At 67.4% G+C, this 24,185-nt stretch carries 21 protein-coding genes; 15 read left to right on the top strand and 6 right to left on the bottom strand.

The window, feature by feature from the left end; genetic code table 11:
* Window positions 1–36: 36 nt before the first annotated feature.
* Window positions 37–1,224: an MFS transporter gene (locus DT069_RS20550; protein ID WP_119462193.1), complete on the bottom strand. Its 1,188-nt coding sequence runs from the start codon at window positions 1,222–1,224 to the stop codon at window positions 37–39.
* A 274-nt stretch (window positions 1,225–1,498) separates the two neighbouring features.
* On the opposite strand from DT069_RS20550, the gene DT069_RS20545 reads away from it, so the two are divergent.
* Window positions 1,499–3,067 carry a trimethylamine methyltransferase family protein gene (locus tag DT069_RS20545; protein ID WP_119462192.1) on the top strand — a complete coding sequence of 523 codons (1,569 nt, stop codon included), beginning with the start codon at window positions 1,499–1,501 and terminating at the stop codon, window positions 3,065–3,067.
* Window positions 3,068–3,096: 29 nt separating this feature from the next.
* On the opposite strand, the gene nhaA is transcribed toward DT069_RS20545, so the two are convergent.
* Window positions 3,097–4,308: a Na+/H+ antiporter NhaA gene (gene nhaA, locus DT069_RS20540; RefSeq protein WP_425450434.1), complete on the bottom strand. Its 1,212-nt coding sequence runs from the start codon at window positions 4,306–4,308 to the stop codon at window positions 3,097–3,099.
* A gap of 153 nt (window positions 4,309–4,461) precedes the next feature.
* On the opposite strand from nhaA, the gene DT069_RS20535 reads away from it, so the two are divergent.
* The 9 genes from DT069_RS20535 (at window position 4,462) to mutL (ending at window position 16,865) form a co-directional block, all read left to right on the top strand.
* Window positions 4,462–5,907, top strand: a complete 1,446-nt coding sequence (locus DT069_RS20535) for an amidase (protein ID WP_119462191.1) — start codon at window positions 4,462–4,464, stop codon at window positions 5,905–5,907.
* Between the two features lie 139 nt (window positions 5,908–6,046).
* On the top strand, window positions 6,047–6,496 hold the full coding sequence (locus DT069_RS20530) for a MaoC family dehydratase (RefSeq protein WP_119462190.1): 450 nt from the start codon (window positions 6,047–6,049) through the stop codon (window positions 6,494–6,496).
* A gap of 252 nt (window positions 6,497–6,748) precedes the next feature.
* Window positions 6,749–7,801 (top strand): bifunctional riboflavin kinase/FAD synthetase, encoded by a 1,053-nt coding sequence (locus DT069_RS20525; protein WP_119462259.1) that lies wholly within the window; start codon window positions 6,749–6,751, stop codon window positions 7,799–7,801.
* Between the two features lie 5 nt (window positions 7,802–7,806).
* A complete protein-coding gene (gene ileS, locus DT069_RS20520) occupies window positions 7,807–10,647 on the top strand; it encodes an isoleucine--tRNA ligase (protein WP_119462258.1) in 2,841 nt (946 codons plus the stop codon).
* A 6-nt stretch (window positions 10,648–10,653) separates the two neighbouring features.
* Window positions 10,654–11,142 (top strand): signal peptidase II, encoded by a 489-nt coding sequence (gene lspA, locus DT069_RS20515; protein ID WP_425450433.1) that lies wholly within the window; start codon window positions 10,654–10,656, stop codon window positions 11,140–11,142.
* Between the two features lie 24 nt (window positions 11,143–11,166).
* Window positions 11,167–11,847: a DUF3035 domain-containing protein gene (locus DT069_RS20510; RefSeq protein ID WP_119462257.1), complete on the top strand. Its 681-nt coding sequence runs from the start codon at window positions 11,167–11,169 to the stop codon at window positions 11,845–11,847.
* Between the two features lie 223 nt (window positions 11,848–12,070).
* Window positions 12,071–13,423 carry a M16 family metallopeptidase gene (locus tag DT069_RS20505; RefSeq protein ID WP_119462188.1) on the top strand — a complete coding sequence of 451 codons (1,353 nt, stop codon included), beginning with the start codon at window positions 12,071–12,073 and terminating at the stop codon, window positions 13,421–13,423.
* Between the two features lie 34 nt (window positions 13,424–13,457).
* Window positions 13,458–14,828, top strand: a complete 1,371-nt coding sequence (locus DT069_RS20500; RefSeq protein ID WP_425450432.1) for a M16 family metallopeptidase — start codon at window positions 13,458–13,460, stop codon at window positions 14,826–14,828.
* A gap of 204 nt (window positions 14,829–15,032) precedes the next feature.
* Window positions 15,033–16,865 (top strand): DNA mismatch repair endonuclease MutL, encoded by a 1,833-nt coding sequence (mutL, locus tag DT069_RS20495; protein WP_119462187.1) that lies wholly within the window; start codon window positions 15,033–15,035, stop codon window positions 16,863–16,865.
* Between the two features lie 95 nt (window positions 16,866–16,960).
* Here mutL and DT069_RS20490 read toward each other — a convergent pair whose 3' ends face one another.
* Entirely contained in the window at window positions 16,961–18,235 is a 1,275-nt protein-coding gene (locus DT069_RS20490; protein WP_162913326.1) for a putative sulfate/molybdate transporter, read from the bottom strand.
* A 64-nt stretch (window positions 18,236–18,299) separates the two neighbouring features.
* Here DT069_RS20490 and chrA point away from each other — a divergent pair, with 64 nt between their 5' ends.
* Window positions 18,300–19,523: a chromate efflux transporter gene (gene chrA, locus DT069_RS20485; RefSeq protein ID WP_119462185.1), complete on the top strand. Its 1,224-nt coding sequence runs from the start codon at window positions 18,300–18,302 to the stop codon at window positions 19,521–19,523.
* An 8-nt stretch (window positions 19,524–19,531) separates the two neighbouring features.
* Here the strand turns inward: chrA and rsmD are convergent, their stop codons facing one another.
* From rsmD to DT069_RS20470, 3 genes are all read right to left on the bottom strand, one after another.
* Window positions 19,532–20,101 (bottom strand): 16S rRNA (guanine(966)-N(2))-methyltransferase RsmD, encoded by a 570-nt coding sequence (gene rsmD / locus DT069_RS20480; RefSeq protein WP_119462184.1) that lies wholly within the window; start codon window positions 20,099–20,101, stop codon window positions 19,532–19,534.
* Window positions 20,076–20,909: a pseudouridine synthase gene (locus DT069_RS20475; RefSeq protein ID WP_119462183.1), complete on the bottom strand. Its 834-nt coding sequence runs from the start codon at window positions 20,907–20,909 to the stop codon at window positions 20,076–20,078. Before DT069_RS20475 ends, rsmD begins: the two co-directional genes overlap by 26 nt.
* Before the next feature lie 235 nt (window positions 20,910–21,144).
* Window positions 21,145–21,855 carry a gamma-glutamyl-gamma-aminobutyrate hydrolase family protein gene (locus DT069_RS20470; RefSeq protein ID WP_119462182.1) on the bottom strand — a complete coding sequence of 237 codons (711 nt, stop codon included), beginning with the start codon at window positions 21,853–21,855 and terminating at the stop codon, window positions 21,145–21,147.
* Window positions 21,856–21,978: 123 nt separating this feature from the next.
* Here DT069_RS20470 and DT069_RS20465 point away from each other — a divergent pair, with 123 nt between their 5' ends.
* Genes DT069_RS20465 through DT069_RS20450 form a run of 4 tightly spaced genes read left to right on the top strand, consistent with a single transcriptional unit; the run spans window position 21,979 to window position 24,179 of the window.
* The gene (locus tag DT069_RS20465; protein ID WP_119462181.1) at window positions 21,979–22,311 is read left to right on the top strand and encodes an ArsR/SmtB family transcription factor; all 333 of its coding nucleotides are present in this window, start codon (window positions 21,979–21,981) and stop codon (window positions 22,309–22,311) included.
* On the top strand, window positions 22,308–22,736 hold the full coding sequence (locus tag DT069_RS20460; protein ID WP_119462180.1) for an SRPBCC family protein: 429 nt from the start codon (window positions 22,308–22,310) through the stop codon (window positions 22,734–22,736). The genes DT069_RS20465 and DT069_RS20460 overlap by 4 nt, the downstream gene beginning before the upstream one ends.
* Before the next feature lie 16 nt (window positions 22,737–22,752).
* On the top strand, window positions 22,753–23,361 hold the full coding sequence (locus DT069_RS20455; protein ID WP_119462179.1) for a glutathione S-transferase family protein: 609 nt from the start codon (window positions 22,753–22,755) through the stop codon (window positions 23,359–23,361).
* 11 nt (window positions 23,362–23,372) lie between these two features.
* Window positions 23,373–24,179: a DUF899 domain-containing protein gene (locus tag DT069_RS20450; protein WP_425450431.1), complete on the top strand. Its 807-nt coding sequence runs from the start codon at window positions 23,373–23,375 to the stop codon at window positions 24,177–24,179.
* Window positions 24,180–24,185 lie beyond the last annotated feature (6 nt).

Below are 24,185 nucleotides of genomic sequence, written 5' to 3'. Positions count from 1 at the left end.
CAGCCGTTACGGATTCTGCGAGGCCTCTGCTCCGCCCTACATGCGGCGCGGGAGGTGGCGGGCGAGCAGCGCCGCAGTCAGCATCAGCAGGCCGCTGGCCAGGAACACGGCCCGCATGTCGAAGAAGGTCAGCAGCAGGGCGAAGACGGCGCCCGGCAGCAGTTCCGAGAAATCGATGTAAGTGCGGAAGACCGTGGTCATCTGCGGCCGCTCATAGGGATGGACGGACCGCAGGAACGGAATGTTGCCGACCGCGTCCAGCACCACCGCGGCGACGGCCGCCGTCAGCAGGCAGGCGGCGACGGCCCACGGGACCTCGAAGAACAGAACCGCCATCGAGGTGAAGAGGGCGGAGGCGATGAAGGCGCCGACGATCAGGACACGCATGCCATAGCGCCCTGCCGCTCGGCCGACCAGCGGCGTCATGATCAGCATGGCGTTTCCCGCCGAGACGAGAAGGGCGCCGGCCAGTTCGCCGACCCCGGTCTTGACCATGTAGAGCGGCGGATAGACGAAGAACATCGCCCACCAGCATGAGCGCCCGAACGGGATGACCCAGGCGAGCCGGAGTCGCGGCTGGGCGAGGAAGCGGGCAATGCTCCGGATCGGGTTGGGCGGCGGCCGGGTGGCCGCGGCGACCGCCGGATTCTCCTGCAGGCGCAGAACCCAGAAATAGCCGAGCAGCAGGGCGGCACTGGCCGCGCTGAGAAGCTCGGCCGCCGCCTGGCCGACATCGCGATAGAGATAGACGCCCAGCGCCGGGCCCGCGGTCCAGGCGAGCGAACCGAACATCAGCTTCAGCGGCTCGGAGCGGACGAGGTCGCGCCTGCGGATATAGTCCATCACATAAAGGCTGAGCGCGATGTTGGTCGAAGCGACGCCGAACGCCCGAATCAGCATGCCGAAGGCCTGACCGGCGATCGTGCCCGTCGCCAGCAGCGCCGCCGCCAGAATCAGGAAGGCGACGCCCATCGAATAGACCCAGCGGCGACGAAACCGGCGGATCAGCAGCGGAATGGTGAAGCTGCCGATGAGGCCGGTGGTCCCTACGCCGAAATAGAGCAGGCTGACATCGCGCGCATCCTGCAGGAGCGCATAGGCCTGCAGCGGAATCACCGTCGCCAGCGACGCCCTGGCCAGCGACTCCAGCGTGAACATGATGGCGAAGACGACCGCACCGGGGGTGCTGACCTGTCGCAGCCAGATCGGGTGATTGACATGCATGGGTTGCGGATGGGCGGGTTTGGCGCGATGGGCGGTCGGGTGAGGGTGTCAGGCGGTCTCGGGCGGAGGAGATAGCACAGCTTCTGTCTTTGGCGACAGAAGTCGATGCAGGCGCGTTCGGTGGTGGCTGCTCGATCCCTTCGGAGGGGGCTGCCCGCTGTCGAATACGGGACGAGGAAGGTCGAACTTCGACGAGCGGTCGATCGGCCGCTCCCGGATGGTCAAGCATCTTGTCGCGTCTGCCTTGGACGCATGAGCAATGGAGCGGATTGGGATGCGCAGAGGCCAGGCGGTGCGTTCAGGGGCGGAGAGTTTAGGGGCGGCAGGCGGGCCCCGACGGCGAAGCCGTCGCGAGGTCGGCGGCCTGAAGCAATTGCCGTGGCGGAACTTGGTCAATCCCTACAAGCCGATCGAGGTGCTGACGCCCGAGCAGCTCGACCGGATTCACGACGCCTCGATGCGGATCCTGGAGACTTACGGCCTCGAATTCCTGAATGACGAGGCGCTCGGCATTCTCGAGAAGGCCGGCGCCACGGTCGACCGTTCGAACAACCGAGTCCGCTTCGACCGCGGCCTGATCGCGGACTATGTCGCGAAGGCGCCATCCGAGTTCACGCTCCATGCTCGCAATCCGGCGCGGAACGTCCGGATCGGCGGCGCGAACGTGAATTTCTGCACCGTGTCCGGGGCGCCCAACTGCTCGGACCTCGACCGTGGGCGCCGCCCCGGCAGCTTCGCCGATTTCTCCAACCTGCTGAAGCTCGCCCACAGCCTCAACATCATTCACGTCGCTGCCGGCTATCCGGTGGAGCCGATCGACATCCCGCCGTCAATCCGTCACCTGGACTGCCATTACGCCTATATCACGCTGACCGACCGGGTCTGGCAGCCCTCGGGGATCGGCCCGCACCGGGTCCTGGATGGCATTGCGATGAACTGCATCGCCCGCGGCATCAGCCGCGAGGAGCTTGCCGAGAAGCCCGGGCTGCTCACGACGATCAATACCAACTCGCCGCTGCGCGTCGACGGCGCGATGCTGGACGGCTTGATGGCGATGGCCCGTCATGGCCAAGCCAACGTGATCACGCCCTTCACCTTGAGCGGCGCGATGGCCCCGGCGACGCTGGCCGGTGCGCTCGCCCAGCAGAACGCCGAGGCGCTAGGCGTCATCGCCTTCACCCAGATGGTGCGAGCGGGGGCGCCCGTTCTGTATGGCGGCTTCACCTCGAACGTCGACATGAAGAGCGGCGCGCCTGCCTTCGGGACGCCGGAATACACGCTCGGCGCGCTCGCCGGTGGCCAGTTGGCGCGGCGCTATGGCCTGCCTTACCGCTCGAGTGCGCCTTGCGCGGCCAACGCGGTCGACGCCCAGGCCGCCTACGAGACCGAGATGTCGGCCTGGGGCGCGGTGATGGGCCATGCCAGTCTCGTCAAGCACGGCGCGGGCTGGATGGAGGGCGGCCTGGTCGCGTCTTTCGAGAAGATGATCGTCGACGCCGAGATCCTGCAGATGATGGCCGAGCTGCTGCAGCCGATCGAGGTCAACGACGACACGCTGGGGCTCGACGCGATCGCCGAGGTCGGGCCGGGCGGCCACTTCTTCGGCGCGGCGCACACGCTGGCGCGCTACGAGACGGCGTTCTATGCGCCGATCCTCTCCGACTGGCGCAACTTCGAGAGCTGGCGCGAGGCCGGCGCCCAAGACACCGCGCAGCGGGCCAATGCCTTGTGGAAGCGGATCCTGGCCGACTACACGCCGCCGCCGCTCGACCCCGCCATCGACGAGGAGCTCCAGGCCTTCATCGCCAAGCGCAAGGAAGAGGGCGGAATCGACATGTCCTGAGCGGTGCGCCCGGTGGCGGCGAAGCCATTTCACTCCGCGACCGTCGGCGCGCTGATGCGTTTGCTGCCGGCAATGCGCAGCAGGAGATAACCGATGACGCCCGAGGCCAGGGAGCCGATCAAGACGCCCAGCCGGACCGGCGCCGCATAATCCGAGGACTCCCAGGCGAGCGTCCCGATGAAGAGACTCATTGTGAAGCCGATGCCGGCCAGCATGCAGGTCGCGTAGAAGCTGAGCCAGCCGGCGCCCTCTGGAAGTTTCGTCCAACCCAGCCTGATCGCCGCCCAGGCGAAACCGAAAGCGCCAAGCTGCTTGCCGATGAACAGCCCGGCGGCGATGCCGAGCGGAATACCCTCGGCCAGCGAGGCCAGCGTCACGCCGGCGAAGGACACGCCGGCGTTGGCGAAGCCGAACAGCGGCATCACCAGGAAGGCCACCCATGGATGCAGGATATGCTCAAGATGTGTGAGCGGTGAAAAGCCGGTGTCGTCCCGCGGGGTCAGTGGAATGGCGAAGGCTGTCGCGACGCCGGCCAGCGTCGCATGAACGCCGGACTTCAGGACGAGGACCCATAGCACGATGCCGAGCAGCGCATAGGGCGCGATCCGGGTTACGCCGAGACGGTTCAGCATCAGCATGATAAGCAGGACGCCGAGGCCGAGCAGCAGTGCCAGCACTGACAGGTCGCCCGTATAGAACAGCGCGATAATGATGATCGCGCCGAGATCGTCGATGATCGCCAGCGCGACGAGAAACACCTTCAAGGAGACCGGAACGCTCCGCCCGAGCAGTGTCAGCACGCCAAGGGCGAAGGCGATGTCCGTCGCCGCCGGAATGGCCCAGCCGCGCAACGCCATCGGATCGCCGCTGTTGAGCGAGACATAGATCAGCGCCGGAACCAGCATGCCGCCGACCGCGGCGACTCCGGGCAGCATGGCCTGCGACGTCGTCGATAACTCGCCCTCCCGCAACTCCCGCTTGATCTCGAGCCCGACGAGCAGGAAGAAGATCGCCATCAGCCCGTCATTAATCCAGAGCAGCAGCGGCTTGGCGATATGAAGCGCGCCCAGGCGGATCTCGACCGGAATCTGCAGAAACAGGTCATAGAACTCGGCAAGGCGCGTGTTGCTTGCGATCAGCGCGAGCAACGCGGCGATCAGCAGAAGGATCCCGGCCGATGCTTCGAGGCGAAAGAACTCGCGGATCCCCGAAAAGGCACCGTTATGATATGGCTCGCTCACTGTGTTCTCCGGTTGCGCTGTTCCCGTTCAGATGCAACGCATTGCACCTGGTTTCGGATCGATGCCGACCATGATTTAGTTGGGTGCGGTTTGCGCTCAACAGGTCAGGCCGCAGGATCGCGGAGCCGAGGCTGTGTCGCGGAGGGGAAGAGGATGGACCGGGCATCGGAACTCACGGCTTTGACGGCGCAGCAGGCCGTCGCGCTGCTGCGGCGGGGCGAGCTGTCGCCGCTCGAGCTGATCGATGCGGCGGCCGCGCGCATCGAGGCGACCGACGGCACGCTGAACGCGCTGCCGACGCTCTGTCTCGATCGCGCCCGCGACCGGGTGCGGCGGCTGACGGCGGTGCAGTCCGACCCGTCGCCGGCCGGCTGGCTCGCCGGCCTGCCGCTGGCGGTCAAGGACCTGAACGACGTGGCCGGCGTGCGCACCACCTACGGCTCGCCGATCTATGCGGACCATGTTCCGGACCGCTCCGACATCATGGTCGAGACGCTGGAGGCGAATGGCGGCATCGTGCTCGCGAAGTCGAACACGCCGGAGTTCGGCGCCGGGGCCAACACCTTCAACGAGGTATTCGGTGAGACGCGCAACCCGTGGAACACCGATCTCACCTGTGGCGGTTCGTCCGGCGGCGCGGCGGCGGCGCTGGCCTCGGGTCAGGTCTGGCTCGCGACCGGGTCGGACCTCGGCGGCAGTCTGCGGACTCCGGCGAGCTTCTGCGCCGTCGTCGGCCTGCGGCCCAGCCCCGGCCGGGTCGCGACCGGGCCGCAGGACCGGCCGTTCGGGACGCTTTCAGTCGAAGGGCCGATGGGCCGCACCGTCGGCGACGTGGCGCTGATGCTGGATGCCATGGCCGGCTGGCACCTCGAGGACCCGCTGTCCCTTCCGGCCCCGGTGGAATCGTTCCAGAGCGCTGCCGCGTCGCGCCGCTTGCCGCGGCGCATCGGCTTCAGCGCGGATCTCGGCATCTCGCCGGTCGATGCCGAGGTCCGGGCGATCTGCGCCGCCGCCCTTCGCCGGTTCGAGGCGGCGGGCGTCGTGGTGGACGATGCCTGTCCCGATTTCGGCGACGCGCCCGAGATCTTTCAGGTGCTCCGCGCCATGGGCTTCGTCGCCGGTCTGGGCCCGCTCTATGACGCCCATCGTGACCGGCTCAAGCCCGACGTCATCTGGAACATCGAAGAGGGGCTTGCCCTGACGAGCGATCGGATCGGCCGCGCCGAGCGGGCGCGGGGTGCGCTTTATCACCGCATGGCCGCCTTCTTCTCGACTCACGATCTGCTGGCCTGCCCGGCGGCCTGCGTTCCGCCCTTCGACGTGAAGACGCGCTGGGTCCGGGCAGTCGAGGGCACCGTCTTCGACAATTACATCGACTGGCTGCGCCTCTCCTCGGCCATCACCCTGACCTCCTGTCCGGCGATTTCCGTCCCCTGCGGCTTCACCGCTGACGGCCGTCCTGTCGGCCTGCAGCTCGTCGGCAGGCCGCGCGGCGAGGCGCCCCTCCTCGCCGCCGCCGCGGCCTTCGAAGAGATCGCCGATCCGGCCGGGCTAGTCCCGATCGAGCCGCGCAGCGAACCCCGGCCCGCGGGATCGTGAGAACGGCGGCCTGTTGTTCGCGATCTGTTCGCACAATTGCCCGTCGACATTGCCACATGATCATTTTGCGCCTATATTGCAGTGCAACAATGTATTGCGACGCAAAATGGCGCGGCATCACGGTTGGAGGGTCGAGGACATGGAAGAACTGCACGGCTATTACCTCGAAGACCTCTCCGTCGGCATGACCGCGACCTATGCGAAGACGGTGACCGATGCCGATGTCGTCCTGTTCGCGGGCATCACCGGCGACAGCAACCCGGTCCATCTCGACCAGGAATTCGCCAAGCAGACGATGTTCGAGGGCCGTATCGCCCACGGCATGCTGACGGCCAGCTTCATCTCAACGGTGCTCGGGACCAAGCTGCCCGGGCCGGGCTGCATCTATGTCAGCCAAAATTTGAACTTCAAGGCGCCGGTCCGGATCGGCGACACCGTGCGCGCCCGGGTGACGGTCACCGCGGTTGACGAGAAGCGCGGACGTCTCGTCGTCGAGACCGTTTGCCGCGTCGGCGACGTGGTGGTGATCGAGGGCGAGGCCAAGCTCCTGGTGCCGCGCCGGCCGGTCCAGAAGGTCGCGGCGGAGTAAGCGCAAGCTCATTGCCCGTTTTTCGGTAAACGCCCTACCCAGGGCTGAGAGCAGGCGATATCTTCATATCGGACTTGACGCATGTCGGACCTCATGGTTCGACAGGCTCACCATGAGGTCCTCGTCCTGAGCTTCCTCACCCTGCGGTTCGGCAGGCTCACCATGAGATCCTCATCCTGAGCTTCCTCATTCCGAGCCTGTCTAGGGCGAAGGATGAGGGCCGCGCGGAAGACGTCGGAGGCTGCCGATTCGATGCGATTGTTTCGACATTATAGCGAAGTGCCGGTGGAGGCGCGGGGCGCCGTCGTCGCGCTCGGCAACTTCGACGGCGTGCATCGCGGCCATCAGGCGGTGATCGGCGAGGCGGCGCGCCTCGCGCGCGAAGCGCGCGCGCCCCTCGCCGTGCTGACCTTCGAGCCGCATCCGCGCGAATTCTTCCAGCCCGATCAGCCGCCCTTCCGACTGACGCCGTTCCGGATCAAGGTCCGTCAGCTCGAGACGATCGGCGTCGATTACCTGTTCGTGCTGCATTTCGATGCGGAGCTCGCCCGCAAGAGCGCCGAGGCGTTCGTGGTCGAGGTGCTAGGCGAGGGGCTGGAGGCGGCGCACATCGTCGTCGGCTACGATTTCGTGTTCGGCCATCAACGGCGCGGCAACGCGGCGCTGCTGCGTGATCTGGCAGGACCGCAGGGCGTCGGCGTCACCTCGGTCGAGCCGGTGACGAGCGAATCCGGCGAGGTCTTCTCCTCGACCCGGATCCGCGAGCATCTGCGCGCCGGACAGCCGCTGAAGGCCGGCATTCTTCTCGGTCGCCCGTGGGAGATCGAGGGGCGGGTCGAGCATGGCGACGCCCGCGGCCGGCTGCTGGGTTTTCCAACCGCGAACCTGGCGCTGGGCGACTATATGCAACCGGCACTCGGCGTCTATGCGGTGAAGGCCGGCATCGACGAGGGGCGCGGCACGGTCTGGCGCGACGGCGTCGCCAATCTCGGCCGGCGGCCGACGGTCGGCGGCGAGCGGGTGCAGCTCGAGGTCCATCTCTTCGATTTCGCGGGCGATCTCTATGGCCGTCATCTGCGTGTGGCCCTGATCGACTTCCTCCGCGGCGAGAAGAAGTTTGACGGGCTCGAGAGTTTAAAGGCACAAATTGCCGCGGACACCGAGGAGGCGCGCCGCCTCATGGCCGCTTATACCGGTCCGGCGCCGGGGGCGGCGCCGTCGCGGCCCAAGATCCCGGAGGATCGGTTCATCCGTCCGGGCGTCTATGAGGGCGCGTTGCGTCCACGGACCAAGTCGAGGAATTGAGCGAGATCAGCGTGGATTATAAATCGACCGTCTTCCTGCCGCGCACCGGCTTCCCGATGCGCGCCAATCTCCCCGAACGCGAGCCCGAGATTCTGAAGCGCTGGCAGGCGATGGATCTGTGGCGCCGCTTGCGCGCGGAGGCACGCGGGCGCGAGAAGTTCATCCTGCATGACGGTCCGCCCTACGCCAACGGCGCCATCCATATGGGCACCGCGCTGAACAAGATCCTGAAGGACGTCGTCAATCGCTCGCAGCAGATGCTGGGCAAGGACGCGAACTATGTTCCCGGCTGGGACTGCCACGGCCTGCCCATCGAATGGAAGATCGAGGAGAAATATCGCGCGGCGGGGCAGGATAAGGACGCCGTGCCGATCGTCGAGTTCCGCCGGGAGTGCCGGGAGTTCGCCGAGCACTGGATCGACGTGCAGCGGGAGGACTTCAAGCGTCTCGGCGTCGAGGGCGACTGGAGCCACCCCTACACCACCATGGCCTATGCCGCCGAGGCGCAGATCGTCCGCGAGATCGGCAAGTTCCTGATGAATGGCGGGCTCTACAAGGGCTCGAAGCCGGTGCTCTGGTCGGTGGTTGAGAAGACCGCGCTGGCCGAGGCCGAGGTCGAGTATCACGATCACGTCTCGACGACGATCTTCGTGCGCTTCCCGATCGTGACGGCCTCGGTTCCCGCGCTCGAAGGCGCGAACGTCGTGATCTGGACGACGACGCCCTGGACGATTCCGGGCAACCGCGCCGTCGCCTATGGCGAGGATATCGACTATTGCGTGGTCGAGGTCACGGAGGTTGCCGAGGGCGGTGGCGCGGTCGTGGGCGAGCGGCTGCTGCTGGCCCGCGAACTGGCGCAAACGGTGCTCGCCGAGGCCGGCGCAACGGCGCATGAGGTCATCGCCACGATCGCGGGACTCGATCTCGCGGGGACCGTCTGCCATCATCCCTTGCATCGCCAAGGCTACGATTTCGCCGTGCCTCTGCTTCCGGGGGACTTCGTCACCACCGAGCAGGGAACGGGCCTCGTCCATATCGCGCCCGGTCACGGTGCCGATGACTGGGAACTCGGCATGGCGCATGGCGTCGAGGTGCCGCAGACGGTCGGCGAGGATGGCATCTATTACGATCACGTCCCGCTCTTCGCCGGGCGCCATGTTCTCACGCCCTACGGCAAGAAGGGCGATGCCGACCCGGCCGTTGTGACGGCGCTGACCGAGGCCGGCGCGTTGCTGGCCTCCGGCAAGCTGACCCACAGCTATCCGCATTCCTGGCGCTCGAAGGCGCCGCTGATCTTCCGCAACACGCCGCAATGGTTTATCTCGATGGAGACGAACGGCTTGCGCGAGACGGCGTTGAAGGCCATCGCGGAAACCCGCTTCGTCCCGCCGCAAGGGCGCACGCGCCTCAATTCGATGGTCGCGAACCGGCCCGACTGGGTCATCTCGCGGCAGCGCGCCTGGGGCGTGCCGATCCCCGTCTTCGTCGACAAGAAAACTGGCCAGCCCTTGCGCGACCAGGCGGTGATCGACCGCGTCGCCGAGGCCTTCGAGGCGGAGGGGGCCGACGCTTGGTTCGCCAGCGATCCGGCACGGTTCCTCGGCAGCGATCACAATCCCGACGACTGTGAACAGGTCACCGACATCGTCGACGTTTGGTTCGACAGCGGCTCGACCCACAGCTTCGTGCTCGAGAAGCGTGACGACCTGCAATGGCCGGCCTCGCTCTATCTCGAAGGCTCGGACCAGCATCGCGGCTGGTTCCATTCTTCGTTGCTCGAATCCTGCGGCACGCGCGGACGCGCGCCCTACGAGGCGGTGCTGACGCATGGCTTCGTGCTCGACGAGCAGGGCCGCAAGATGTCGAAGTCGCTGGGCAATGTCGTCGTGCCGCAGCAGGTGATGAAGCAGCACGGCGCGGACATCCTGCGGCTCTGGGTCGTCGCCTCCGACTATTCCGAGGATCTGAAGATCGGGCCGGAGATCCTGAAGCATCACGCCGAAGCCTATCGGCGGCTGCGCAACACGCTGCGCTATCTCCTGGGTGCGCTGGCGGGTTTCAGCGAGGCCGAACGGCTGCCGGAGTCGGAGATGCCGGAGCTGGAGCGGTGGGTGCTGCATCGGCTCTACGAACTCGACGGCGAAGTCCGCGCCGCGGGAGAGGGGTTCACCTTCCACAGCCTGTTCACGGCATTGCATAATTTTTGCGCGGTCGAGTTGTCGGCCTTCTATTTCGACGTCCGCAAGGATTCGCTCTATTGCGATGCTGTGGACGCGCCGCGGCGGCGGGCGGCCCGGACCGTGCTCGACCATCTGTTCTCCTGTCTCACCGCATGGCTTGCGCCGATCCTCTGCTTCACTGCCGAGGAGGCGTGGCAGCATCGGAACCAGGATGACGAGAGCAGTGTGCATCTGCGCCTGTTTCCCGAGATTCCGGCGACATGGCGGGACGACAGGCTTGCCGAGAAGTGGGAGACGCTGCGCGCGCTTCGGCGGGTCGTCACCGGCGCGCTGGAGCTCGAGCGTGCCGCCAAGCGCATCGGGTCGAGCCTGCAGGCGCGGCCGACGGTCTATGCCGGGGCCGATTTCATTGCCGCTCTCGACGGGGTCGACCTGGCAGAGATCGCCATCACCTCCGCGGTCGCCCTGGTCGAAGGCACCGCCCCGGAGGGCGCCTTCACGCTGCCCGACGTGCCGGGCGTCGGCGTTGTCGTCGAGCCGGCGGAGGGGGAGAAATGCGAGCGCTGCTGGCGGGTCCTGCCCGAGGTGGGCACGCAGCCCGACCATCCGGATATCTGCGAGCGCTGCGCCGAAGTGGTGGCGTCCCGTCCTGAAGCGGCAGATTAGCCCTTGATGGCCCGTTCGCACAGCATGTGGCGCCTCGGCATTCCGCTGGCCGGCCTCGTGATGGTGCTGGATCAGCTCACCAAATGGGTGATCCTGTCGCAGGTGATGCAGCCGCCGCGCGGGATCGAGGTGACGCCGTTCTTCAACCTGGTTCTGGCCTGGAACCGCGGAATCAGCTTCAGCCTGCTCACGAACGACACGGCGGCCGGCCCCTTCATACTGGCGGGGATGGCCGGCGCGATCGTCCTCGGCCTGGCTTGGTGGCTCGGCCGTATCGACCGCCGTTGGCCGGCTGTCGGCATTGGGCTGGTGATGGGCGGCGCTCTCGGCAACATCATCGATCGGTTGCGGTACGGCGCGGTTGTCGATTTCCTCGACTTCCACCTCGCCGGCTGGCACTGGCCGGCTTTCAATCTGGCCGATGCCGCCATCACGGTCGGAGTCGGGATGCTGATCGTGGACGGGTTGTTCGATAAGCCGGAACGCGCTAAATAGGGACCCCCGCAGGAGAGGATGCAGATGCAAAAGAATGCCTGGACTGGCGGTTTTGCCGCCAAGGCTTGTATCCGCGGTCTTGCCGCCATCGCCCTCATGGCCGGCCTCAGTGGCTGCAGCCAGACCCAGGACGCGCTCGGCCTGACCAAGAGCGCACCGGACGAGTTCCAGGTCTTCCAGCGTGCGCCGCTCAGCCTGCCGCCGAACTTCGCCCTGCGCCCGCCTGAGCCCGGGGCACCGCGGCCGCAGGAAGGAACGGCGCGGGATCGGGCGGAATCCGCTGTGTTCGGCGAAGCCGGGACGAGTTCCACACAGACGGCGATGTTCGGGAATCTAACGCCCGGCGGTGCCCTGGGAGGGGGCACGGGAGGCACCTTGGGCGGTGACTATACGGGCGGGACAGCCCGGCCGACCGGGCCGTCGTCGGGCGAGCAGGCCCTTCTGGCAGAGGCGGGGGCCATGGACGCCAACCCCGAAATTCGCGCAGTAATTGAGCGGGAGACGGCAGCCCTGGTCGAGCAGGACAGCGATTTCGTCGAGCGGCTGATCTTCTGGCGCGACCCGGAGCCCTTCGGCACCGTCGTCGATCCGGCCGAGGAGGAGCAGCGGATCCAGGAGAATGCGGCGCTCGGCAAGCCCGTGACGGCAGGCGAGACACCGACGATCGAGCCCAAGAAGCGCGCGCCGCTCGAAGGGCTGTTCTAGCCCGCGCTATCGGAACTCCGTGAGGCCGGGCCTCGCCCTTCGTCCCTCAACAAGCCCGGGATGAGGATACCGAGTCCTCATGCTGAGCTTGTCGAAGCATGAGGTACGGCAACTCGTTCCGATGACGCGAACGCAACACCGTCCTTTGAATCGACGCGATCGATCGCCATATCTTTGGCCAATTTCTCTGGCCTATCTGCCGAAGACCTTTCCAGGAGCAGGCATGATCCGATCGACGCTGGCGAGACGCCTTTGCTTGAGCGCCTTGTTCGCCTTTACCCTCGTTGGGGCCGGACCGGCTCCTGCGGCGGTCTTCAATCCGGAGACCTTCACGCTCGACAACGGGCTGCAGGTGGTGGTGGTCCCCAATCATCGGGCGCCGGTCGTCACCCATATGGTGTGGTACCGCGTCGGCGCCGCCGACGAGCCCCTGGGCAACTCAGGTATCGCCCATTTCCTCGAACATCTGATGTTCAAAGGCACCGAGACGATGCCGCCGGGCGCGTTCTCGAGCGAAGTCGCCCGGCTGGGCGGTAATGAGAACGCCTTCACCGCGCAGGACTATACCGCCTACTTCCAGACCGTGGCCGCCGAGCATCTGGAGACGATGATGCGCTTCGAAGCGGATCGTATGGCAAACCTGGCGCTGACCGACGAGCATGTGCTGCCCGAGCGTCAGGTAATCCTCGAGGAGCGGCGGCAGCGGGTCGAGAACGATCCCGGCGCCCAACTCAGCGAGATGATGCGCGCCAGCCTGTTCCTCCATCACCCCTATGGCACGCCCATCATCGGCTGGGAGCATGAGATGCGCGGCCTGACGACCGCGGACGCCCTCGCCTTCTATGAGAAATGGTATACGCCGAACAACGCGATCGTAGTGATCTCGGGCGATGTGACGGCGGAGGAGGTCCGGCCGATGGCCGAGCGGACCTACGGCCAAGTCCCCCGCCGCGCGGTACCGGAGCGCAAGCGGGTCGAGGAGCCGGCGCAGACCGCGCCGCGGCGCGTGGTGTTGGAGAGCGCCCAGGTGCAGCAGCCTTCCTGGTCGCGCCTCTATCTGGCGCCGAGCTATAACCGCGATCCGGAGAATGCCGCCTATGCGCTGGAGGTGCTGGCCGAGATCCTCGGCGACGGCCCGCCCGGCCGGCTCTATCGCGGCCTGGTCGTCGAGGACAAGGTGGCGACCAGCGCCGGAGCCTATTACAGCGCCGACGCCTTCGATCTCGGCACCTTCGGCTTCTATGGCAGCCCGCTCCCCGGCGCGGAGATCGAGCCCGTCGAAGCGGCGATCGATGCGGCGATCGACCGGCTGCTGAAGGAGGGCGTGACCGAGGCGGAGGTCGAGGCGGCGAAGGGACGACTGCAGGCGGGCGCGGTCAAGGCGCGCGACAGCCTCTTCGGCCCGGCGCGCACGTTCGGCGCGGCGCTCACCACCGGCAGCACGATCGAGGATGTCGAGTCCTGGCCCGAGCGGATCGGGGCGGTGACGGTCGAGCAAGTGAACGAGGCGGCGCGTGCCGTTCTGACGCCGGAGACTTCGGTCACCGGGCTGCTGCTTCCCAAGCCGACATCTTAGACATTCCGAGCCAGCGCTCTTGAGGAGACAAGGGATGATGCGAGTCCAGAAGTTTCTCGCCGCCGGCGCGATCGCGCTCATGACCGCGGCGGGTGGCGCGTCGGCGCAATCGAATCCGGTCGAGCGGGCGATCCCGGTCGAACGGGTGGTGAGCCCCGGCGGCATCGAGGCCTGGCTGGTCGAGGACCACGGCAACCCGATCATCTCGGTCGCGCTGGGCTTCCGCGCCGGCGCCGCCAGCGACCCCGAAGGCAAGGCGGGGCTTGCCGAGATGGTGTCGGGCCTGCTCGACGAGGGCGCCGGGGACCTCGAGTCCCAAGCCTTTCAGCAGCGTCTCGCCGATCTCGCCGTGGACCTCGGTTTCGATGCCGGTCGCGACAGCTTCACCGGGTCGATGCGGACCCTGACGGAGAATCGCGATGCTGCCTTCGATCTGCTGCGTCTCGCTTTGACCGAGCCTCGCTTCGATCCCGGACCGGTCGAGCGCATCCGCAGCCAGGTTCTGGCTCGGCTCGCCAGCAGGGTCAACGACCCGACGGAGATCGCCGATCGCGTCTGGTGGCGGGCGACCTTCCCCGATCATCCCTATGGCCGTCAGCCGTCGGGCAGGCCGGAGACGATCGGCCGCATCACGACGGAGGACCTTCACAATTTCGTCGACCAGCGCTTTGCTCGCGACAATCTGGTGCTCGGCGTGGTCGGCGACATCACGGCGGCCGAGCTCGGGCCGCTGCTCGACGAAACCTTCGGCGCCCTGCCGCCGGCTGCCACGCCCGTATCCGTGGAGCCGGTGACACCGAGCGCGGCCGGCGAGCTGATCGTCGTCGACCGAACTGTGCCGCAGAGCGTCGTCATGTTCGGCCAGCGCGGTCTCCAGCGCAACGATCCGGACTTTTACGCCGCATCCCTCGTCAACCACATCCTCGGCGGCGGCGGGTTCTCGTCACGGCTCATGCAGGAGGTCCGGGTGAAGCGCGGCCTTGCCTATTCCATAGGTACCTATCTCTATCCGCTCGATCACGCCGGACTTCTGATGGGGCATGTCGCCACGCAGAACACGCGGGTCGGCGAGTCGATCGACGTGATCCGCGCCGAGTGGCGGCGCATGCAGGAGGAGGGACCCACGGCGGAGGAGCTGGCGGACGCCAAGACCTATCTGATCGGCTCCTATCCCCTGAACTTCACCAGCACGGGCAGCACAGCGCAGGTGCTGGTCGCGGTGCAGCTCGAAAATCTGGGCATCGACTATTTCAACCGGCGTACCGCTCTGATCGAAGGCGTGACGCTCGATGAGGCCAAGCGGGTCGCCGGCGAACTGCTTGATCCGGCGAACCTCGCCACGATCGTGGTCGGCGCGCCCGAAGGCCTCACCCCGACCCGATCCGCGCCGGACGACGCGAGCTGACGCCGGCGTTGGCCGCTGACCGAGTTGTTTGCTACTGTTCGGAGTCACAGCTAGACGGCACGGAGCGCCGGCTTCTACGTTTGAGAAGCTCGTGCTTCGACAGGCTCAGCACGAGGTCCTCATCTTGAGCTCGCCGAAAGATGAGGGGCGACTCCTGGGTTTCTGAAGCTGACTCAATCACTGCCGTCTCCAAGAGAGTTCAGTATGCCGATCCGCCTGCTGCCGCCCGATCTGATCAACCGAATCGCCGCCGGCGAGGTGGTTGAGCGCCCGGCCTCCGCCGTCAAGGAGCTGGTCGAGAACGCGATCGATGCCGGCGCCACCCGGATCGAGGTGGTCCTGCGCGATGGCGGGCGCAGCCTGATCGCGGTGACCGACGACGGCTGTGGCATGGATGCCGCCGAGCTCGCGCTCGCGATCGAGCGCCACGCCACCTCGAAGCTGCCGGGCGACGACCTGACGCATATCGCCAGCCTGGGATTCCGCGGCGAGGCGCTGCCCTCCATCGGCGCGGTCGGCCGGCTGACCCTGACCAGTCGCAAGCGCGGCGCCGACAGCGCCTGGAGCCTGACCGTCGAAGGCGGCGTGAAGGGCGCGCCGCAGCCGGCGGCGCTGGCGGTCGGCACGCGGATCGAGCTGCGCGACCTGTTCTTCGCCACGCCGGCGCGGTTGAAGTTCCTGAAGGCGCCGCGCACTGAGTTCACCCATGCGGTCGATGTCGTGCACCGCCTCGCGATGGCGCATCCGCACATCGCCTTCGCGGTCCATGACGACACGCGGGCGGTGGTGCGTCTGGCCGCGCAGGCGCCCGACCTCGTCGGCGGTGCGGAGGCGGCGCGGCTTGCGCGGTTGGCCGCAATCATGGGACGGGACTTCGCCGACAACGCGCTGGCGCTCGACGCCACGCGCGAGGGCGTCCGGCTGACCGGCCATATCGGTCTGCCGACCCTCAACCGCGCGACGGCGGCGATGCAGTTCCTGTTCGTCAACGGCCGGCCGGTGCGCGACCGGTTGCTGCAAGGGGCGGTGCGCGGCGCCTATCAGGATTTCCTGGCCCGCGACCGCCACCCGCTGGTCGCCCTCTTCCTCGAGCTGCCGGCGGAGGAGGTGGACGTCAACGTCCACCCAGCCAAGGCCGAGGTCCGGTTCCGCGATCCCGGCCTGGTGCGCGGGCTGATCGTAGGCGGTGCCAAGCATGCGCTGGCGGCGGCCGGCCACCGCGCCTCGACCACGGTGGCGACGGCGGCGCTCGGCAGCTTCCGGCCCGCCGTTGGCGGCGGGGCCTTACCCTATCTACAGCATCATGCGACGCTACCGCGCGGCCTCGCCGAGCAGGCGGCGGCCGCCTTCGCGCCGCTGACGGAAACTGACCGGATCGGCGAACTGCCAGGCTTTGATGCGCCGGCCGCGCCGCCCGGACAGCCGCAGCCCCGCGAAACCGAGCCCGCCGCCGAAGCCTATCCGCTCGGCGCCGCGCGGGCGCAGGTCCATGGCACCTACATCGTCGCGCAGACGGCGGACGGAATCGTGATCGTCGATCAGCATGCGGCGCATGAGCGGCTGGTCTATGAGCGGATGAAGCAGGCGCTCGCCGACGGCGGGGTAAAGCGCCAGGGCCTGCTGATTCCGGAGGTGGTGGAGCTAGATGAGCCGGCGGCGGCCCGGTTGGCGGCCCGCGCGGCGGAGCTGGCGGAACTCGGCCTAGTGCTGGAGCCCTTCGGTCCCGGCGCCGTCGTGGTGCGCGAGGTGCCGGCGCTGCTCGGCGCCACCGATGTGCCCGGCCTGATCCGCGACCTCGCCGACGAGCTCGCCGAGTTCGGCCAGGCGCTCGGGCTGAAGGAGCGGCTGGAGACGGTCTGCGGCACGCTGGCCTGTCACGGCAGCGTGCGCGCCGGCCGACGCCTCAACCCGCAGGAGATGGACGCGCTCCTGCGCCAGATGGAGGCGACGCCCCATTCCGGGCAGTGCAACCACGGTCGCCCGACCTATGTCGAGCTGAAGCTCGCCGACATCGAAAGGCTGTTCGGGCGGCGGTGAGGCTGATCTTTGATCGCGATTGAGTCGCCGTGCTTCGATAAGCTCAGCATGAGGGCCTCACCCTGAGCTAGTCGAAGGGCGAGGTCCGACGAGTTTCAGAGCCGCAGCCAGCCGCGCTGCGCCGCATAGGCCAGCGGCAGGCCGATAGCGAAGGCGATCGCCGGGTTGAGGGCGACGCCGATCGCTGCCAGCGTGAGGACGATGAACAGCTCCTCGTCCCTGTAGCGCTGCGGCTTGGAGGACTGCGCGAGGTCGATGCCGGAAAACAGCAGCAGGGCGCCGAGCACCGCGTCGGGGACGAGCTGCAGCAGCAGGAACCCGCCGTCGCCCAGCAGCACGCCGAGCGCCACGAAGGTGAGGCCGATCAGCAGCGGCGCGGTCGCCGTGCGGGCGCCGAAGCGGTAATGCCCGGTGACGCCCCCGGCGCCGTGGCACATCGGATAGCCGCCCAACGGTGCCGCCAGCAAATTGCCGATCCCGGTCGTCAACGATAAATTGCGCTCGGTGACCGCATGGACCTCGCGCGGGAAGAGTTCCCGCGTGACCGCGGCGGTGACGATGATCGCGTTGGTCAGTGTCAGCGGGATCTGCGGCAGCACGGCATATTGCGTGCCGTGCAGGATCTGCTCCCAGCTCGGGATCACGATCGGCGGCAGGTGAAGGCCGAGTTCCAGGTCCGGGAAGGGCGGCGACTCGCCGAAGACCTGCCCGGCGATCACGCCAACGACGACCGCCGCCAGCGCCGCCGGCAGGCGGCTGTTGCGCAGCATCACCAGGATCAGCGCGCAGATGCCGAGACCGAGCCAGAGATGCTCGCTGAGCAGCTCGATGCCGAGCGCGGCGAGCGAGAGGCCGAGGCCGAGCTGCAGGCCCGCGGCGACGGTCGGCGGGATGATCCGGGCGATCCGGTCGACGAGGCCGGTCGCGCCGACGATCAGGAAGAACAGCCCGATCACCAGCCCGGCGCCGGCGATGGAATGGGTGTCCATCGGCTCGATCAGCACGGCGGCGGAAGCCGCCTTCATCGGCTGAATCGCGATCGGCAGGCCGTAGAACGCGCCGGAGAAGGCGTAGAACAGTCCGAAGGTGGTCAGGATGCCGGCAGGCGCCATGCCGACCACGGTGATCGCGCCGATGATGTGCGGCAGGAACGTGCCGAGATCGCCGAGCGCGCCGGAAATTTCGCGCGGATCGCGGCCGAAGCGCGGTCGGGCGAACATCGGCGGTTCGTCCGCCGCCTGGGTCCGACAGCGGACCTTGATGTCGGGCAGCCGGAAGACGCGGCGGAGCACCCCCTGGGGGGCGTCCTCGACGCGGTAAACGCCGGCGCGCGCGCGGCACTGCTTGTCGATCTCGGTCTCTGTTGTCATGTCGTCGTAATTACGGCCCACTATGTTGCCGCGCAACCATCTCACATGCCGTATCGGATTGGTCATGGAAGAAACGACGTCGAGCCGAATCGCCGCCGGAGCCGACGAGCGCTCGTTCCTGAGCATTCTCCTGGTGTTCCTGAAGCTCGGCGTCACCTCCTTCGGCGGTCCGATCGCTCACCTCGGCTATTTCCGCGACGAACTGGTGACCCGCCGCAAGTGGCTGGACGAGCGGGCCTATGCCGACCTGGTTGCGCTCTGTCAGTTCCTGCCCGGCCCGGCCAGCAGCCAGGTCGGTTTCGCGCTCGGCCTCACCCGCGGCGGCTTCGCGGGCGGTGCAGCCGCCTGGCTCGGCTTCACCCTGCCGTCCGCCCTTGTCTTGGTCCTCTTCGCCTATGGCGCGGACCTCTTCGCGGGGACGGCTGGCGCCGGCATCCTGCATGGGCTGAAAATCGTGGCGGTCGCGGTCGTGGCGCAGGCGGTCTGGGGCATGGCCCGGACGCTCTGTCCCGACCGGCAGCGCGCGAGCATCGCGCTCGCGGCGACGCTGATCGTGCTCGGCCTGTCCACCGCCTTCGGCCAGATCGCGGCGATCCTCCTGGGCGGTCTGGCCGGCCTGTGGCTCTGCCGGGCCGATCCGGTCATGCCGTCGGACCATCTATCTGCCCCGATTCCGCGTTCGGTCGGCGCGATGGCGCTGGCTCTCTTCTTTCTGCTGCTCGGGATGCTGCCGATTGCCGCGGCACTGCTCCCAGGCCAATCCGTCGCGCTGCTCGATTCCTTCTACCGCTCCGGCGCGCTCGTGTTCGGCGGCGGCCATGTGGTGCTGCCGCTGCTGCAGGCGGAGGTCGTCCCCCCCGGTTGGATCGGCGAGGACGCGTTCCTCGCCGGCTACGGTGCCGCCCAGGCGGTGCCGGGGCCGCTCTTCACCTTCGCCGCCTATCTGGGCACGGTGATGGGGCCGGCGCCGAACGGCGTGGCCGGCGCGGCCCTCTGCCTCGTCGCGATTTTCCTGCCGGGCCTGCTGTTGGTCGTCGGCGCGCTGCCGTTCTGGGACGCGTTCCGCCGCCGCTCCACCGCACAGGCTGCCCTGCGCGGCGTCAATGCCGCCGTGGTCGGCCTCCTCGGTGCCGCGCTCTACGACCCGGTCTGGACCAGCGCGATCCGCAGCCCCGGTGATTTCGGGCTGGCGCTGACCGGCTTCGTCCTGCTCACGGTCTGGAAGGCGCCGTCCTGGCTGGTGGTTGTCGTCGTCGCCGGCGGTGCTGCCGTCCTGGCGCTTTTCTGAGACGTGACTTATGTCCGGAACCGGAGGAACACGAACCGCGCCTTGCCGTAGCGGCGCTCGTCAAAGCTCGTGAACCCCGAGGGCGCTGCGAAATTCTCCTTCGCCTCGACTTCGACGATGCAGAGTGCGCCGTCCGCAACCCAGCCTCGGTCGGCAAGGGCGGCGAGGGCGGGGGCGCCGAGGCCGCTGCGATAGGGCGGGTCGAGGAAGGCGAGGCTGCAGGGTTCGGCCGGGCCGGGCGGTGGGCGCGTCGCATCGGCCTGGTGCAGTGTCACCCGGGCACGCTCGCCCAATGTCGCGACGTTGGCGCGGATCACCGCGATCGCGCGAGGCTCGCTGTCCATGCAAGTCAGGCGCGCGGCGCCGCGCGACAGCGCCTCCAAGCCCAGCGCTCCGGTCCCGGCGAAGGCGTCGAGCACGACGGCATCGACGAGCGGCGAGGTGCCGTCCTCGGTGAAGCCGCCATGCTCCAGGATATTGAACAGCCCCTGCCGCGCCCGATCGGAGGTTGGGCGGACGTCGAGTCCCTCGGGCGCCTGCAGGGGCCGGCCCTTATGGCGTCCGGCGACGATTCGCATGATGTTTTATCGCCGAGGGTTTCTTGGCGGCGGCCCGCCGGGGCGCGGGCCTCTCCGGTTCTGAGCCGAGCTGGTCGCGCAGCACCCTCGCCGGCACCTCCTCAGCGGCACCGGGCAGCAGGTTGCCGAGCTGGAATGGGCCGAAGGCGACGCGGATCAGTCGGCTGACCGGCCAGCCGAGATGTTCGCAGACGCGGCGGATCTCGCGGTTCTTGCCCTCACTCAGGCTCATGGTCAGCCAGGCATTTTCGCCCTGCTGGCGGTCGAGCCGGGCCCGGATCGGACCATAGGCGACGCCGTCGACGGTCACGCCTTCGGCAAGCGCGTCCAGGCGGTCGAGATCAACCCGGCCGTGCACCCGCACCCGATAGCGGCGGGTCCAGGCGTTGCTCGGCAGCTCCAGCCGGCGGGCCAGGGCGCCATCATTGGTGAGCAGCAGCAGCCCTTCCGAGCCGAGGTCGAGCCGGCCGACGGCGATGACCCGCGGCAGGTCTTCGGGCAGATTGTCGAACACCGTTGGACGGCCCTGCGGATCCTTCGCCGTGGTGACCAAGCCGCGTGGTTTGTGATAGCGCCATAGCCGCGGCGGCTGCTTCTCGGGAATCGGCCGCCCGTCGACGGCGATCTGCGCCGCCGGGCCGACATTGACCGCCGGGCTGGTCAGGACCTTGCCGTCGACCATGACGCGGCCCTCGGCGATCCACCGCTCCGCCTCGCGCCGCGAGCACAGGCCGACGCGCGCAAGGCGCTTGGCGATGCGCTCGTTTGTGCCTTCGGTCAGTTCGCTGTCGCGCTTATGTCGGACCATCGGTGAATAAGCCTGCAGATATAAGCCCTCTACCCTTGTGGGAGAGGAAGGGGACCCATGCGAAGCACGGGGAGGGTGAGGGGGCGTGAGGCAAGATTCTTCCGCGCGTGGACGCGCGCAAAACCCCTCACCCTGCCCATCTCGCACAAGGGGAGAGGGAGGTAAAGCGCGTCAGGGGATGTTCAACATTCTTCGGTGAATGACAAGGGATCGAATGACAGGAGGAGCGATTGTCTCAGCGACAGGAGGCGATGAAGGCGTCGAAGATCTTCGCGTCGCCGACGCTGATCGAGAATTCCGGATGCCACTGGACGCCGAGACAGAAGCGCCGGCCCGGATCCTCGATGCCTTCGATCACGCCATCCTCGGCGACCGCATTGACGATGATGCCCGGGCCGACCGCCTTCGCCGCCTGATGATGGGCGCTGTTCACCGACAGCTCGGCCACGCCGCAGATGCGGTGCAGCAGCGTGCCGGCCTCGACCCGGACGCTGTGCCCCGGCTCGTCGCGCGGGTTGGGTTGCTCATGCGCTAGGGCCGCGCCCACTTCGTCGGGGATGTGCTGGATCAGCGTGCCGCCCAGGATGACGTTGAGAAGCTGCTGCCCGCCGCAGATTCCGAGGACGGGCATATCGCGCTCCAGCGCGCCGCGCGTCATCGCCGCCTCGAAGGCGGTGCGCCGGCCCTTGGTCTTCACCGTCGCGTGCCGGCTCGTCGCGCCGAACAGGCTGGGATCGACGTCGAAGGCGCCGCCGGTGACGATCAGCCCGTCGATCCGGTCGAGATAGGCCGCGGCCTGCTCCGGCTCGTGCGGCAGCAGGATGGGCAGGCCCCCGGCGCGCGTCACCGCACCGCAATAGTTCTCGCGGACCGCGTACCAGGGAAACTTGGAATAGCCGCCCGGCTCTTCGGAATCCAGAGTCAGGCCGATCACGGGTTGGGTCATACAAATAATCTTATCACAGGGGGCCGGTTAAGAAATCGCCATGAGGCGTCATGGGTAGCGGTTCCATGGCATTGCGTCCATGGCCGATTGACAAACGGCCGCCGCCGCGCAATACTTATCCGGATGGTTAAGTATCAAGATTCCGCCCTGGATCGCACCTTCGCCGCGCTTTCCGACCCGACGCGGCGTGCCCTGATCGCGCGGCTGAGCGAGCAGCAGCCTTTGTCGGTCAGCGAACTGGCGCGCCCTTTCGAGATGTCGCTGCCGGCGGTCATGAAGCATCTCGACGTCTTGTCGGATGCCGGGCTGGTCACCCGGAAGAAGACCGGCCGCACGGTGTCCTGCCGGTTGAATGCCGGCCCGATGAAGGAAGCGACCGACTGGCTGGAACGCTACCAGCGCTTCTGGTCGGAGAGCCTCGACCGCCTGGCCACGCTCGTGGAGGAGGATGAATGACGACCAAGCCGAGCCTGACGCTGGTCCGCCGCATCAAGGCGCCGCCCGCGAAGGTATATGCCGCCTTGACCCGGCCGGAGCAGATGTCCGGGTGGTGGGGGCCGCACAACACCGAGGTCGTGCATGCCGAAGCCGACCCGCGCATCGGCGGCCGGTTCCGCGTGATCATGCGCGCCACCGATGGCGAGCAGCACGACGTCAGCGGCGTCTATCGCGAGGTGGAGCCCGACCGGAAGCTGGTCTTCTCCTGGGCATGGATCACGACGCCCGAGCGCGAATCGCAAGTGACGATTTCACTCCGGCCGATCCAGGACGGGACCGAACTGACCCTGCTCCATGAGCAGTTCTTCGACGAAGCTGCCCGCGACGGCCACCGGGAAGGGTGGAGCGAGGCGCTCGACCGACTGGAACGACAATTCGCATGATGACGAAGGAGTCCGCATGAAGCTCTATTATTGGGACACGCTCAATCCGCGAAAGGCGTGCGCTGTCGCGAAGTACCTGAATTCGCCCGTGGAGTTCGTTCCTGTCGACCTCGGCAAGGGCGAGCATAAGAGGCCCGAATACCTGGCGATCAATCCCAACGGCGTCGTCCCGGCGCTTGAAGACTCCGGCAAGACGCTTTGGGAATCGAACGCGATCATGTGCTATCTGGCCGACAAGGCGGGGTCGGATCTGTGGCCGCATGACGAACGCCAGATCGAGATCATCCGCTGGCTGAGTTGGGACGCGCTCGAATTCGCGCCGCAGGCCGGCACGTTCTATTTCGAGCACATCATCAAACCCCGCTACAGCCTAGGCGATCCCGATGCGACCGCGCTCGAGCGCGCGACGGTTCAGTTCAAACGGTTCGCCGGCGTGCTGAACAATCATTTGCGCGGCCGCGACTATCTAGTGGGCGACGGCCTGACGGTTGCTGATTTCGCCGTCGCCGCGAGTCTGCCCTACGCCGACGAAGCCGGAATACCGCTGGACGGTTTCTCCGAGATCCAGCGCTGGCATGCCCGACTCAATGAGCTGGAGGCCTGGCGCCATCCGTTTCCGGACTGAAGGAGAGCAGCATGAATCGTCCGAAAATCGTGTCGCGGGATGAATGGCTCGTCGCCCGCAAAGCGCATCTGGCGCGGGAGAAGGAACTCACCCGGCTGCGCGACCAAGTGAGCGCCGAGCGGCGCCGGCTACCCTGGGTCAGGGTCGAGAAGAACTATGTTTTCGAAGGTCCGGATGGTCCGGCCGGTCTGCTCGACCTGTTCGCCGGGCGCCGCCAGCTCATCGTCTATCACTTCATGTTCGACCCGGATTGGGATGAAGGCTGTGCGGGCTGCTCTCTCCTGGTCGACAATGTCGGCCATCTCGCGCATCTGCATGCGCGCGACACGTCCCTCGTCCTCGTCTCCCGCGCGCCGTTGCGGAAGATCGAGCCGTTCAAGGCCCGCATGGGCTGGACCGTCCCCTGGTATTCGTCGTTCGGGAGCGACTTCAACCACGACTTCCATGCGACGCTGGACGAAGCCGTTGCTCCCGTCCAGCACAACTACCGGACCAAGGCGGAGCTCGAGCGGAGGGACGAGCCCTGGTTCCTACGGGGCGAGCAGCACGGCCTGAGCGTCTTCCTGCGTGACGGCGACGACATCTTCCACAGCTATTCGGCCTATGCGCGCGGCGTCGACCTGCTCACCGGAACCTACAACTATCTCGATTTGACGCCCTTCGGCCGACAGGAGGACTGGGAGGACTCACCCGAGGGCTGGCCGCAAACCCCCACCTATGGGTGGCAACGGCACCATGACCGCTATGACGACCTTCGCCCCGAGGCTGCGGACTCCTGCTGCGGTTCAGGAAAGCCCAAGGACGGCGAGGCGGGATGAAAAAGA

It is taken from the genome of Virgifigura deserti, assembly GCA_003576685.1.
GTDB classification, from domain to species: Bacteria; Pseudomonadota; Alphaproteobacteria; order Dongiales; family Dongiaceae; genus Virgifigura; species Virgifigura deserti.
Note: the sequence above shows the minus strand (reverse complement) of the source record. Positions and strands in the feature narration are given on the sequence as shown.

Coding starts and splice junctions, on each gene's coding strand:
- DT069_RS20550 (WP_119462193.1), bottom strand. CDS start 1,224: ATGCATGTCAATCACCCGATCTGGCTGCGACAGGTCAGCACCCCCGGT.
- DT069_RS20545 (WP_119462192.1), top strand. CDS start 1,499: ATGCGCAGAGGCCAGGCGGTGCGTTCAGGGGCGGAGAGTTTAGGGGCG.
- DT069_RS20535 (WP_119462191.1), top strand. CDS start 4,462: ATGGACCGGGCATCGGAACTCACGGCTTTGACGGCGCAGCAGGCCGTC.
- DT069_RS20530 (WP_119462190.1), top strand. CDS start 6,047: ATGGAAGAACTGCACGGCTATTACCTCGAAGACCTCTCCGTCGGCATG.
- DT069_RS20525 (WP_119462259.1), top strand. CDS start 6,749: ATGCGATTGTTTCGACATTATAGCGAAGTGCCGGTGGAGGCGCGGGGC.
- lspA (WP_425450433.1), top strand. CDS start 10,654: ATGGCCCGTTCGCACAGCATGTGGCGCCTCGGCATTCCGCTGGCCGGC.
- DT069_RS20510 (WP_119462257.1), top strand. CDS start 11,167: ATGCAAAAGAATGCCTGGACTGGCGGTTTTGCCGCCAAGGCTTGTATC.
- DT069_RS20505 (WP_119462188.1), top strand. CDS start 12,071: ATGATCCGATCGACGCTGGCGAGACGCCTTTGCTTGAGCGCCTTGTTC.
- DT069_RS20500 (WP_425450432.1), top strand. CDS start 13,458: ATGATGCGAGTCCAGAAGTTTCTCGCCGCCGGCGCGATCGCGCTCATG.
- mutL (WP_119462187.1), top strand. CDS start 15,033: ATGCCGATCCGCCTGCTGCCGCCCGATCTGATCAACCGAATCGCCGCC.
- DT069_RS20490 (WP_162913326.1), bottom strand. CDS start 18,235: ATGACAACAGAGACCGAGATCGACAAGCAGTGCCGCGCGCGCGCCGGC.
- chrA (WP_119462185.1), top strand. CDS start 18,300: ATGGAAGAAACGACGTCGAGCCGAATCGCCGCCGGAGCCGACGAGCGC.
- rsmD (WP_119462184.1), bottom strand. CDS start 20,101: ATGCGAATCGTCGCCGGACGCCATAAGGGCCGGCCCCTGCAGGCGCCC.
- DT069_RS20475 (WP_119462183.1), bottom strand. CDS start 20,909: ATGGTCCGACATAAGCGCGACAGCGAACTGACCGAAGGCACAAACGAG.
- DT069_RS20470 (WP_119462182.1), bottom strand. CDS start 21,855: ATGACCCAACCCGTGATCGGCCTGACTCTGGATTCCGAAGAGCCGGGC.
- DT069_RS20465 (WP_119462181.1), top strand. CDS start 21,979: ATGGTTAAGTATCAAGATTCCGCCCTGGATCGCACCTTCGCCGCGCTT.
- DT069_RS20460 (WP_119462180.1), top strand. CDS start 22,308: ATGACGACCAAGCCGAGCCTGACGCTGGTCCGCCGCATCAAGGCGCCG.
- DT069_RS20455 (WP_119462179.1), top strand. CDS start 22,753: ATGAAGCTCTATTATTGGGACACGCTCAATCCGCGAAAGGCGTGCGCT.
- DT069_RS20450 (WP_425450431.1), top strand. CDS start 23,373: ATGAATCGTCCGAAAATCGTGTCGCGGGATGAATGGCTCGTCGCCCGC.